11 protein-coding genes are annotated in these 12,182 nt (G+C 63.9%); 3 read left to right on the top strand and 8 right to left on the bottom strand.

Going from position 1 to position 12,182, the window contains the following annotated elements; genetic code table 11:
* Nucleotides 1-51: 51 nt before the first annotated feature.
* Nucleotides 52-1,974: a PrkA family serine protein kinase gene (locus AB7A72_RS08575; protein WP_239809599.1), complete on the bottom strand. Its 1,923-nt coding sequence runs from the start codon at nucleotides 1,972-1,974 to the stop codon at nucleotides 52-54.
* Nucleotides 1,975-2,477: 503 nt separating this feature from the next.
* Between AB7A72_RS08575 and AB7A72_RS08570 the strand changes: the two genes are divergently transcribed.
* Nucleotides 2,478-4,415: a PhoX family protein gene (locus tag AB7A72_RS08570; RefSeq protein ID WP_369459641.1), complete on the top strand. Its 1,938-nt coding sequence runs from the start codon at nucleotides 2,478-2,480 to the stop codon at nucleotides 4,413-4,415.
* A gap of 92 nt (nucleotides 4,416-4,507) precedes the next feature.
* Here AB7A72_RS08570 and trxC read toward each other — a convergent pair whose 3' ends face one another.
* Both trxC and AB7A72_RS08560 read right to left on the bottom strand, forming a co-directional pair.
* Nucleotides 4,508-4,945, bottom strand: a complete 438-nt coding sequence (gene trxC / locus AB7A72_RS08565; RefSeq protein ID WP_021028739.1) for a thioredoxin TrxC — start codon at nucleotides 4,943-4,945, stop codon at nucleotides 4,508-4,510.
* 68 nt (nucleotides 4,946-5,013) lie between these two features.
* Entirely contained in the window at nucleotides 5,014-5,874 is an 861-nt protein-coding gene (locus AB7A72_RS08560; RefSeq protein ID WP_369459640.1) for an endonuclease/exonuclease/phosphatase family protein, read from the bottom strand.
* Between the two features lie 120 nt (nucleotides 5,875-5,994).
* On the opposite strand from AB7A72_RS08560, the gene AB7A72_RS08555 reads away from it, so the two are divergent.
* Nucleotides 5,995-6,447: a GNAT family N-acetyltransferase gene (locus tag AB7A72_RS08555; protein WP_369459638.1), complete on the top strand. Its 453-nt coding sequence runs from the start codon at nucleotides 5,995-5,997 to the stop codon at nucleotides 6,445-6,447.
* A gap of 179 nt (nucleotides 6,448-6,626) precedes the next feature.
* The gene (locus tag AB7A72_RS08550) at nucleotides 6,627-7,151 is read left to right on the top strand and encodes an AAA family ATPase (RefSeq protein WP_369459637.1); all 525 of its coding nucleotides are present in this window, start codon (nucleotides 6,627-6,629) and stop codon (nucleotides 7,149-7,151) included.
* A 439-nt stretch (nucleotides 7,152-7,590) separates the two neighbouring features.
* On the opposite strand, the gene AB7A72_RS08545 is transcribed toward AB7A72_RS08550, so the two are convergent.
* The 5 genes from AB7A72_RS08545 to AB7A72_RS08525 all read right to left on the bottom strand — a co-directional run bounded on the left by AB7A72_RS08545 (nucleotide 7,591) and on the right by AB7A72_RS08525 (nucleotide 12,158).
* Entirely contained in the window at nucleotides 7,591-8,424 is an 834-nt protein-coding gene (locus AB7A72_RS08545; RefSeq protein ID WP_239809605.1) for a carbohydrate ABC transporter permease, read from the bottom strand.
* Nucleotides 8,421-9,320, bottom strand: coding sequence for a carbohydrate ABC transporter permease (locus AB7A72_RS08540; RefSeq protein WP_239809606.1), 900 nt, complete (start codon nucleotides 9,318-9,320; stop codon nucleotides 8,421-8,423). Before AB7A72_RS08540 ends, AB7A72_RS08545 begins: the two co-directional genes overlap by 4 nt.
* 84 nt (nucleotides 9,321-9,404) lie before the next feature.
* Nucleotides 9,405-10,691 carry an ABC transporter substrate-binding protein gene (locus AB7A72_RS08535; protein WP_407064966.1) on the bottom strand — a complete coding sequence of 429 codons (1,287 nt, stop codon included), beginning with the start codon at nucleotides 10,689-10,691 and terminating at the stop codon, nucleotides 9,405-9,407.
* Between the two features lie 87 nt (nucleotides 10,692-10,778).
* Nucleotides 10,779-11,804: an ABC transporter ATP-binding protein gene (locus tag AB7A72_RS08530; RefSeq protein ID WP_312411324.1), complete on the bottom strand. Its 1,026-nt coding sequence runs from the start codon at nucleotides 11,802-11,804 to the stop codon at nucleotides 10,779-10,781.
* 159 nt (nucleotides 11,805-11,963) lie between these two features.
* Nucleotides 11,964-12,158 carry a DUF2905 family protein gene (locus AB7A72_RS08525; protein ID WP_021028510.1) on the bottom strand — a complete coding sequence of 65 codons (195 nt, stop codon included), beginning with the start codon at nucleotides 12,156-12,158 and terminating at the stop codon, nucleotides 11,964-11,966.
* Nucleotides 12,159-12,182 lie beyond the last annotated feature (24 nt).

The raw sequence follows: 12,182 nt of genomic DNA, 5'->3' as shown, positions 1-12,182 counted from the left end.
CCCCCATCCATGAAGCGGCGCGTCCGGTCCCGGCGCGCCGTTCGGTCTGCTTCAGCTGCTCTTGCGCACGCGCAGGTACCACTCGCACAGCAGGCGCACCTGCTTGGGGGTGTAGCCCTTGGCTTCCATGCGGGTGACAAAGTCCTCGTGCTTGCGCGCATCCTCGGCGCTGGCCTTGGCATTGAAGCTGATGACCGGCAACAGCTCTTCGGTGTTGGAAAACATCTTCTTCTCGATCACCAGGCGCAGTTTCTCGTAGCTGGTCCAGCTGGGGTTCTTGCCCTGGTTGTTGGCACGCGCACGCAACACGAAGTTGACGATCTCGTTGCGGAAATCCTTCGCATTGGCAATGCCGGCGGGCTTTTCAACCTTCTCCAGCTCGGCGTTGAGCGCATTGCGGTCAAACACCTCGCCGGTGTCGGTATCGCGGTACTCGCTGTCCTGGATCCAATAGTCGGCATAGGTGACATAGCGGTCAAAGATGTTCTGGCCGTACTCGCTGTAGCTCTCCAGGTAGGCGGTCTGGATTTCCTTGCCGATGAACTCGGCGTAGTGCGGCGACAGGTACTCCTTGATGTAGCTGGTGTAGCGGGTCTCCACATCGGCAGGGAACTGCTCGCGCCCGATCTGCTGCTCCAGCACATACATCAGGTGCACCGGGTTGGCTGCCACCTCGGTGCTGTCGTAATTGAAGACCTTGGACAGGATCTTGAACGCAAAGCGCGTGGAGATGCCGGACATGCCCTCGTCCACGCCGGCGTAGTCGCGGTACTCCTGGTAGCTCTTGGCGCGTGGGTCGGTGTCCTTGAGGCTTTCGCCGTCATACACCTGCATCTTGCTGAAGATGCTGGAGTTCTCGGGCTCCTTGAGGCGGGTGAGCACCGCAAACTGCGCCATCATCTTGAGTGTGCCGGGCGCGCAGACCGCGCTGGCCAGCGACGACTCGCGGATGAGTTTTTCGTAGATGCGCACCTCCTCGGACACGCGCAGGCAATACGGCACCTTGACGATGTAGACCCGGTCGAGAAAGGCCTCGTTGTTGCGGTTGTTGCGGAAGGCCTTCCACTCGCTCTCGTTGCTGTGGGCGAGCACCATGCCATCGAAGGGTATGGCGCCAAAGCCCTCAGTGCCCTTGTAGTTGCCTTCCTGGGTGGCCGTCAGCAGCGGGTGAAGCACCTTGATCGGTGCCTTGAACATTTCGACAAACTCCAGCAGGCCCTGGTTGGCCAGGCACAGGCCGCCCGAGTAGCTGTAGGCATCGGTATCGTCCTGGGCATAGTTCTCCAGCTTGCGGATGTCGACCTTGCCGACCAGGCTCGAAATGTCCTGGTTGTTCTCGTCACCCGGCTCGGTCTTGGCAATACCGATCTGGCGCGAGATGCTGGGGTAGCGCTTGACGACGCGGAACTGCCGGATATCACCGCCGTACTCATCGAGGCGCTTGACGGCCCAGGGCGAGAGCACATGGTTGAGGCAACGGCGTGGAATGCCAAACTGCTCTTCAAGGACCGGTCCGTCCTCGATCGGATCGAACAGCGCCAGCGGGGATTCATTGACCGGTGAGCCCTTGAGCGAATAGAACGGCACCTTCTGGATCAGGTATTTCAGGCGCTCGGCGATCGAGCTCTTGCCGCCCCCCACCGGACCCAGCAGGTACAGGATCTGCTTGCGCTCCTCCAGGCCCTGGGCGGCATGGCGGAAAAAGCTCACGACCTGCTCGATGGAGTCTTCCATGCCGTAGAACTCGGCAAATGCAGGGTAGCGGCGGATTACCTTGTTCGCAAACAGGCGCGAGAGATGCGGATCGTTGCGGGTGTCGATCATCTCCGGCTCCCCGATGGCCGCCAGCATGCGGTGGGCAGCCCCCTCGTAGACCATCGGGTCACGCTGGCACAGCGCAAGAAACTCGTCGAGCGACATTTCCTCCTCCCGCAGACGAACGTAGCGGGCGGCAGAGTTGCTGATGACATCCATACGACCTCCGTGGCGGCACCCAAGGGGCTGACCGTGCCGCAAACTTGTTAGGACCCCTCTGCAAAACTCTCTGCCATGGCCGCAATGCATCCATACCATTTGGCGAGGGTTTTGCAGAACCTCCCTAGGCAACCGTTATCGTGACTTGGTTTTAGCACCTTAGCGGCGCTTTGACCAGATCACTTTTCCTACACACGGATGACCACAATGCGGGCAATATTTCTGGTTACGGGGCCACTGCCTGCGCTGGCCCATAAAGGGCACACTTCCCCTCGAGCGGCGCCGCTCCGCCTCGCGCCATGCGTGCAGGCCACAGCGGCACTTGGCGGCTGAAGGCGGCAAGACGGCCCGCTCCTATCGTCATAAAAACGACACACCCGCGTCACACCCCTGCCATCGGCGCCGCCGATACTCCGTGCGCACCACAGAGCATGTTCGCCCGGATCTCTCATGGGCCTCTGTGGTGCATCCAATACGACATAACACCCCACGGAGTTACCGATATGAGCGCAGTGCTGACCTCGCGTCGCCGTCTTTTGCAATTTCTGGGCAGCGCACCATTGCTGCCTCTGTCCAGCTCCCTGTCGGCTGCAGGCCTGCTGACCGCCTGCGGCGGGGGTGGCGACGACCATGGCCCGACTGCGGCGTTCAAGTCGGTGAGCTTCTCCAACATGGCAGCGCCCAACCTGACCAACCCCGCAGCGATGGCCACCACCTCGACCAGCGTCGTGATGACCATCCTGTACGCCGACGACAGCAAGCGCGAAGTGGCGCTGGCCTACGAATCGTTCTTCGTCACCGGCGACATGGTGGCGGACGGCAAGGGCGGCAAGATCCTGGCCGGCGGCTACTACGACATCAACAACCAGCCGATCATCGACAAATCGGTGGCGGGCAGCGAGCGCCAGTTCTTCTCCGACTGCCCCGATGGCTCGTCGATCATCCAGGTCGCCGACGCCAAGGTGGACGGCGTCAAGGGCAAGCCCGTGTTTGCCGTCGTGCAGTTCGAGTACACCTCCAAGGACCAGTCCGGCGCCGATGCCTACGGCACCCTGCCTTCGCCAATCGCCGTGCTCACCCTGGACCAGGACCAGGACACCGGCAAGCTGAGCCTGGTCAAGTACCACAACGTCGACATGTCCAAGGCCCACGGCCTGTGGATCACCTGCGGCGCCAGCCTCTCGCCGTGGAACACCCACCTGTCCAGCGAAGAGTACGAGCCCGATGCGTTCACCGCTGCCAGCTCGGCCCAGTTCAAGGCCTTCAGCAAGCATGTGTACGGCAACGAGACCACGGCCAACCCTTACCACTACGGCCACCTGCCGGAGATCACCGTCAACAAGGACGGCACCGGCACGGTCAAGAAGCACTACTGCCTGGGCCGCATCTCGCACGAGCTGATCCATGTGATGCCCGACAACCGCACCGCGCTGATGGGCGATGACTACACCAATGGCGGCCTGTTCATGTTCGTGGCCGACAAGGAAAAAGACCTGTCCGCCGGCAACCTGTACGTCGCGCATTACACCGATGTGCTGACCGACACCTCGACCGCCAAGATGGAGTGGATCCACCTGGGCCATGCCACCAGCGCCGAGATCGAAGCGCTGGCGGGCAGCCTCAAGCCGACCGACATCATGGAGTCGCTGACGGCCGACCCCAAGGACCCCAGCTACACCGCGGTGTTCCTGGACGGCAAGGCCGCCTGGCTCAAGCTCAAGCCGGGTATGGAAAAGGCGGCCGCCTTCCTGGAAACCCACCGCTACGCCAACCTGGTCGGCGGCTCGATGGCATTCACCAAGATGGAAGGCACCACCGTCAACATCAAGGACAAGGTCGCCTACTCGGCACTGGCCAACATCCAGACCTCGATGATCAATGGTGACAAGGCCTGGAATGCCAAGCACAACGTGACCTTCCCCAAGACCGTGAAGGCCGGCGGCGTGCTGGCCCACAACCTGGGCGGCGGCATCAAGGACCGCCAGGGCGCCACCATCAACAGCGAATGGGTGCCACAGCAGTCGCACATGCTGATGATGGGTGAGGACATTGCCGCAGACGCACTGGGCAACACCTCCAACCCCGACAAGATCGCCAGCCCGGACAACCTGAAGTTCTCCGAAAAGATGCGCACCTTGTTCATCGGCGAAGACAGCGGCAACCACGTGAACAACTTCCTGTGGGCCTATAACGCCGACACCAAGCAGCTGTCGCGCATCCTCTCGACCCCTGCGGGCGCCGAGTCCACCGGCCTGCACGCCGTGGACGAGGCCAACGGCTGGACCTACATCATGAGCAACTTCCAGCACCCGGGCGACTGGAGCGCGCTGCACGCCAAGATCAAGGACCAGCTCGATCCGCTGATCAACGCCAACTACAAGAACAAGTTTGGCGCCTCGGTCGGCTACCTGACCGGCAAGCCGCAAGCCGTGAAGCTGTAATCTGCCCACAGCGTGCGCGTGGCCACGCGCGCACGCGCTTTACAGACAACGATGCCATCCGAACGGATGGCATTTTTCATGGCCCTGCGCGACTACAAGACCGATTGCAGCCAGCGCACGATCTCACCGGGCGGCAGCGCGCCGGAGATGCGTGCGGCCTCCTGGCCGCCCTTGAACACCACCATGGTCGGAATGCTGCGGATATTGAAAGGCTGGGCCACATGCGGATAGGCCTCGGTATCGAGCTTGGCAAAGCGCAGCCGGGGCTCCAGCTGCTTGGCGGCCAGTGCATAGCCGGGGGCCATCTGCAGGCAGGGGCCGCACCAGGGCGCCCAGAAATCCACAACGACAGGGATGTGGTTGCGCCCCAGCTGCTTGGCAAAGCTGTCGGCATCCAGCGCGACCGGTTCGCCGGTGAACAAGGGCTGGTGGCAGCTGCCGCAATCGGGCTGCTGGGCCAGCTGCGCGCGCTGCACGCGGTTGGTGGTATGGCAATGGGGGCACACGATGTGCAAGCTGTCTTCCGTCATGGGGCACTCTCCTGCTGCCCATCATAGGCAGACCTACAAGGCGCAGGTGCAGGCCAAGGCCGCATATTTCAAGCCAGGGTCAGCAGCACCGGCTGGTGGTCGGACAGCTGTGTGGCGCTGTCGCTGTGCCAGCCCTGCAGATGGCTGCACAGGCTGCCGCTGACCAGCGCAAAATCGCAGGCCACCGGCGTGGGCCCCCAGGTGCGGTCAAACAGGCAGAAGGTGGGCGGCTGCGGCGCACTGCCATGCAGCAGCGGCCAGCTGTCATGCCACAGCGCGGATCCGTCGGTCTGCGCTGCAACCAGCGCGGCATAGGCGGGCTCGCCGGCGTGCATATTGAAATCGCCACACAACACCGCATGCGGGGTGTGCACTGGCGTGGTGTAAGGCGTGGCCGCCGCTGCAGCACCGGGCAGGGCCTGCAGCTGCGCCAGCGCCTCGGCATGGATTGCCCGCAGCGCCTGCACCTGGGCCATGCGCTGGCTGGCGCTGTGGTACTCCAGATGCGTGCACATCACCCGCACCAGGCCCAGGGCCGGGTCGCGCACCGTCACCACCAGGCAACCCCGGGGCATGCTGACCACACCGGCCTCGGCCAGCCAGGGCAGGCGGTGCTGCGCCACTTCGGCCACCGGCAGGCGGCTGGCCACCACATTGCCAAAGCGGCGGCGCTGGCCGCTGGCATCCACCCCATCGGTGGTGGCGCCAAAGAACAGCTGCCAGCCCGGCAGCAGTGCCTGCAGCTGCGCCACCTGGTCGCCCGGTGCGCCCGCCAGCCCGCCATGGCCCACAGCCACCTCCTGCAGGCAAAGCACATCGATGCCGCCCGTGCCCGTGCCCATCGCCAACGCATGGCGCACGATGCGTGCCGGATCAACCAGGCCATCGAGGCCGCAGCACCATTGCACATTCCAGGTCAGTATTTGCATGTGGAAAACTCTGTGGACAGCCGCGCCCGCTGGCGCCATCGCCCGCCATTGTGCAGCAGGGGCCAGGCGTTTTTCGTGTCAGCGCCCCAAGCCAGACCCGAGCGCCTCTATAGTCGGACGATGCCCAAGCACCAAGATTCCTTTCAGATCCGCCCCGCTACCGTGGACGATGTCGCGGCCATGTTCCAGGTGCGGCTGGCCGTCACCGAGAACCGCCTGAACGGTGACGCGCTGGCCGCCGTCGGCGTAACCCCCGACTCCATTGCCGAGGCCATCCGCAGCGCGCCTTGCGCCTGGGTCGCCACGACCGAAGGCGAAGTCGCCGGCTTTGCGATGGTGGACCTGGACAGCGCCTGCCTGTTTGCGCTGTTTGTGCGCAGCAACCACGAAGGCCGGGGCATGGGCAGCGCCCTGTGCCAGGTCTGCGAGCAGGCCTTGTTTGCGCAGCATGAAGAGGCCTGGCTGGAAACAGCCAAAACCAGCCGCGCCGCGCGCCTCTACCGGCACCTGGGCTGGGGCAACGAGAGCGATATCGGCGATGGCGATATCCGCCTGACCAAGCGGCGTGATTGACGCCGCACAGCGCTGCAGGCTGGCCGGGCTTCTGCTACATTGCGCTGATGGCTCTGTGCACCACCCCCCGAATTATTCGCATCGTCGAACCGACGGTGGGATAGCGCGCGGCCACGCAAGCATGCAACCCACCCTGGAGGTGGGTTTTCCGTCTCTGGGGTTTCCTCCAAGGAGATGGAATGAACAGCACCCAAGCGCCTGACACGTTCGCCGATAGCGACACCGATGCCGGCACCCTGCACCTGCTCTGCGGAAAGATCGCGTCCGGCAAATCCACCTTGGCCCGGCAGCTGGCGGCGCAGCCGCGCACCGTGCTGGTCAGCGAAGATGCCTGGCTTGCCCAGCTCTACCCGGATGCACTGGTCTCGATCCAGGACTATGTGCTGCTGTCCGCCAGGCTGCGCGGTGCGATGCAGCCCCATGTCGTGTCGCTGCTCCAAGCGGGTACCTCCGTGGTGCTGGATTTCCCGTCCAACACCCCCAGCACCCGCGCCTGGGCGCGCAGCATCTTTGAAGCAGCAGGGGCGCCACATGCGCTGCACTGGCTGCAGCTGCCCGACGACGAATGCAAGCGCCGCCTGCGGGCGCGCAATGCGTCGGGCGAGCATCCGTTTGAAACCAGCGATGCGCAGTTTGACCTGATCAGCCAGCACTTTGTGGCACCGTCTGCGGAGGAGGGCTTTCAGCTGGTGCTGCACGGCTGATAACCGCTGCCAGCGCAAGGGGTTACACCAGCGCCCGGGCGTCCCCACGCAGCTGGAATACATTCGCATTGCAGGCGCTGTAGCCGGGGCCGGTCCAGGCCACGTGGAACATCGCTCCACCCAGACCGCTGGCGCGGGCGCAGGCAGCCTGCAGCGATGGCACATGACAAAGAACGCAGTGCCACGTTCTTGCGCCCCTGACGCGGCGTGGTGACGCGGATGCGGCCGGCGGTCGCGGCCGGGATGGCACCCAACTCCAGCCGCAAGGCGGCAAACGCTGCCACGCAACCGTGGCAAACGGGTCTGCTCCTTCAGGCATGGCAGCTGCGCATCCCACTGCGCGGCACGCGCGATATTCCTGACTTACAGCACCACGCCAGCCCGATCCTTTGCGGACATTGACGGCTCTGTGGAACGGACTTCCCCCAAGAGCGCCGCCTTACTTGATCCCAGCCCGCATAAAGCTCTGCACAAACTGGCGCTGGAACAGGATAAAGCCGATCAGCAGCGGCGCCGAGGTCATCAAGGTCGCCGCGGTGATGGTGGACCAGTCCACGCCCTGCTCCACGCTGGAGAACACCTGCAGCCCGACGGTGAGCGGGCGCGATTCCACGCTGTTGGTGATGATCAGCGGCCAGAGAAAATTGTTCCAGTGAAAGCTCACCGACACCAGCGCAAAGGCGGTGTAGACCGGCCGGGCCAGCGGCACATAGACGCGCCAGAGAATCTGCAAGGTGCTGGCCCCTTCGACACGCGCGGCCTCGTCCAGCTCTTTGGGGATGCCCATGAAGGTCTGGCGCAGCAGGAAGATTGCAAAGGCCGAGGCAAAGTACGGCAGGCCAATCGCGAACAAGGTATCGACCAGACCGAGCCTGGCCATGGTCTGGTAGTTCTCCACCAGCAGGATGTCGGGCATGATCATCAGCTGCACCAGCACCAGCGCGAAGGCGATGTTCTTGCCCCGGAACTGGTAGCGCGCAAACGCAAAGGCCGCCAAGGTGGACAGCAGCAACTGCGCCGCCAGGATGAGAGCCACCAGCAAGCTCGTGTTCAGAAAGTAGCGCGCAAACGGTGCGGCATCCCAGGCCTTGCGGAAGTTCTGCAAGGTCCAGGGGGCGCTCAGGTCAAAGCGGATCGCGTAGTCGCTGGGGTGGAAGGCGGTCCAGAACGCATAGGCCAGCGGCAGAATCCACAGCAGCGCCAGCAGCCAGGCGGCAACGGTGTCCAGCCAGGTATGGCGGTAGATAACGGCAGGGGCTTGGCTGCGGCTCATTGGTAGTGCACCTTCTTGTCCAGCACAAAAAACTGGAACAGCGCCACGCTGGACAGTACGACCACCAGCACCACGGTGATGGCCGCTGCATAGGCCGTGTCCCAGAACTTGAAGCCCACCTCATACAGGTGGTAGAGCAGCAAGGTGGTGGCATTGTCCGGGCCGCCCCGCGTCAGGATGAACACATGGTCCACCAGGCGGAAGGCATTGATCACCGCATTGACCAGCACGAACACCGTGGTCGGCATCAGCAGCGGCCACTGCACCCGGCGGAAGAAGTACCAGCGCGAGGCACCCTCGATCGCGGCTGCTTCCTTCAGGCTGGGGTTGAGCGTTTGCAGCGCTGCCAGGTAGAAGATCATGAAAAAACCGGCTTCCTTCCACACCGCCACCAGGGTGATCGCTCCCAGCGCGGTGGACGGGCTGCCCAGCCAGTTGTGCGACGGCAGGCCCAGCGCGCCGGTGACCTGCTCCAGCAGGCCGTACTGCGGCGTGTAGAAGAACAGCCAGATATTGGCCACCGCAATCATCGGCAGCACCGTGGGCGTGAAATACGCCATGCGCACAAAGGTGCGCCCGGCGATGCGCTCGTTCACCCAGACGGCCATCAGTAGCGCCAGGCCGATGGAGGCGGGAATCGTGGCCGCCGCAAACCAGAGGTTGTTGCGCACCGCCTGCCAGAACACCGGGTCCTCGGCCATGGCCTGGTAGTTCTCGGCCCCCACCCACACTGCGGCACGCGCGCCCTTGGGGGTGGAGTAAAAGCTGTCGATCAAGGTCGCCACTGCGGGCCAGTGGGTGAAGGCGACCAGCAGCACCAGCGCAGGCAGCAGCAGCAACCAGGCGTGGATGCTGCGCTGGCCGCTGCCGGCCATGGACGAGGAAGAAGCGCTCATGCGTTGGGTGTCTCTCAATGGGGCGGGATGGTTCCCCCACGCTGCCCCGGCATGGCCTGCAAGCGGGCCACGCCGGGTACGGCTTTACTGGTAGCTGCGCAGGATGCGGTCGGCTTCCTTCTGCGCATCCTTCATCGCCTGCGCCGAGGTCTTGGTGCCGTTCAGCGCAGCCTGCACCGCGTCGTTCAGCACCTTGGTCACACGCTGGTTGTCATGCGTGGAGAACTCGGCCACCGAGACGGGCAACTGGTCGCGGGCGACCAGCGCCTGCGGGAACTCCTGGCCGTATTTCTTCAGCGCCGGCGTGTCATAGGCCGCAGGCGATACGGCCACATATCCGCTGTCCATGCTCCACTGCGCAGCGCGCTCGGGCTGGGTCACCCACTTGGCAAATTCGAAAGCGGCCTGCTGCTGCTCCTTGGGTGCCTTCTTGAAGATGTAGAAGTTGCCGCCACCGGTGGGCGAGCCGCCCTTGCGCACATGGCCGGCGATCTGGCCAACCCCGAAATCGAACTTGGCATTGGCCTTGATATTGGTCAGGTTGCCGGTGGTGGTGACGATGATCGCGGCCTTTTTTTCCAAAAAGTCCTTCGGCGTCGTGCCCCACTCGATCACGCCCTTGGGGTGCACGCCTTCCTTCGTCAGGTTGACCCAGTAGTCCAGCGCCTCGATCACCTTGGGGTTGTCAAAGGTCACCTTGGTGCCCGCCTCGTTGGCCAGCAACACATCATTGGGGGTGGTCAGGGTTTGCAGCATCCAGTAGGCAAATCCGGTCGATGGGATCTGGATGCCGTACTGGGTCACATTGCCGCTGGCGTCTTTCTTGGTGAGCTTCCTGGCCGCCTCGCTCAGCTCCTTCCAGGTGGCAGGGGCCTTGTTCGGGTCCAGGCCGGCCTCCTTGAAGGCGTCCTTGTTGTAGTACATCACCACGGTGGAGCGCTGGAAAGGCACGCCCCAGGTCTTGCCACCCGTCTGGCTGTTGGCCATGAAGGCGGGGTAGAAGCCCTTGAGCCAGGCCTTGTCGGCATCGGTCTTCGCGAAGTCGTCGATCGGCACGATGGCGTCGTCGTCGATCAGCGTAAACATGTCGGTCGACAGCAGCACCGAGGTGGCCGGTGCCTTGCCCGACTTGTTGGCGGTGAGCGCCTTGACAATGGTTTCCTGGTAGGTGCCCGCGTAGATCGGCGTGATCTTGTACTGCGGATGCGCCTTGTTGAAGTCATTGGCGTAGCCATCGATCACCTTGGTGATCGGCCCGCCCACGGCCACGGGGTAGTAGAAAGGCACTTCCAGCGGATCGGCCGCATGCGCGAGGCCCGCACCCAGGCCGAGCATGGCGGCGGCCGATGCGGCCAGGGTCTTCAAAAACATATTGCGTTGCACGGAATCACTCCTCGGGTTGAGCGCCTGCCTGCAGGCGCTGCTCAAACAGACCAGTCAAAGAAAAAAAGGGTCACCTCAGGCCATGCGCAGGCCATCGGCATCGAAGAAATGCATGTCTTCCGCACGCCAGGCCAGGCGCAGCGCCTGCCCCACGGCCGCTGCCTGCTGGCCGGGTGCGCGCACCGTGATCTGCTCGCTGCCAATCGCGCAACGCAGCACCACATCGGCGCCCAGGTATTCCAGGCCGATCACCTGCGCATCTACGCCTTCGGCTGCCAGGCACTGCACCGCCTCGGGCCGCAAGCCCAGTGCCGCAGCACCGGCCGGCGCCGGCACCTGCACCTGGCTGCCGGCAATCGCGCCATCGCTGAGCCGCAGCAAATTCATCGCCGGTGTGCCGATGAAGCGTGCCGCAAAGGTGCTGGCGGGGCGGGCGTACATCTCGCGCGGGGTCGCGCATTGCTCGACCCGGCCCTGGTGCAGCAGCACCACCTGGTCGGCCATGCTCATCGCTTCGGTCTGGTCATGGGTGACATAGACAACGGTCAGCCCCAGGCGCTGCTGCAGCTCGCGCAGCTCGGCACGCATCTCCTGGCGCAGCTGGGCATCCAGGTTCGACAGCGGCTCATCCATCAGGCAGACATGGGCCTGCGCCACCAGTGCCCGGCCGAGCGCCACACGCTGCTGCTGGCCGCCCGAGAGCTGGCCCGGCTTGCGGTCCAGCAGGTGCGCCAGGCCCAGCAGCCCGGCCGCATCCTTCAAGCGCTTGTCAGCCTCGGCCCTGGGCACCTTGCGCACCGCCAACCCAAAGCCGATGTTCTCGGCCACCGACAGATGCGGGAACAGCGCATAGTTCTGGAACACCATCGCAATGCCGCGCTGCGCAGGGGGCAGTTCGGTCACATCGCGCCCTCCAATCAGCACCTGGCCGGCACTGGCCGTCTCCAGCCCGGCAATGATGCGCAGGGTCGTCGATTTGCCGCAGCCCGAGGGGCCGAGCAGCACACAAAAGCTGCCCGGCGCGATCTGCAGATCGACCGAATGCAGCGCCGTGGTGCTGCCCCAGGATTTGGCAACCTGCCGTAACTCAATGCTTGACATCGCGCCAGTGTATGAAAGCGGGATGACAATTTGTTTACAAGCTTTCCCTTAGCTGACAAGCCGCTTCCAGCGAAAGCGAAGCATCCACTCCCTGGATTCGCTTACAACCATGACAATGCGGCGGCGCAGCACCGTCGCTGCACCTCCACGGGAAATTATTTACAGCCAGCGCGCAATCCCGGCCGCCAGCAGACTCAACACCACCGTGGTTGCAATCGGCAGCCACAAGGTTCTGCCAAACAGCCGGATCTCAAAATCCCCCGGCAAGCGCCCCAGCCCCAGCTTGCGCAGCAGGGCCGCAAAGCCGTTGAGCAGCAGCAGCGCCAGGAAAATCACAATCAGCCAGCGGATCATCGCAAGGCCTCCATAGGAATAAGG

Source organism: Comamonas sediminis, assembly GCF_041107495.1.
Lineage (GTDB): Bacteria > Pseudomonadota > Gammaproteobacteria > Burkholderiales > Burkholderiaceae_C > Comamonas > Comamonas sediminis.
The sequence above is the reverse complement of the archived record's forward strand: the minus strand, read 5'-3'. Positions and strand labels throughout refer to the sequence as shown.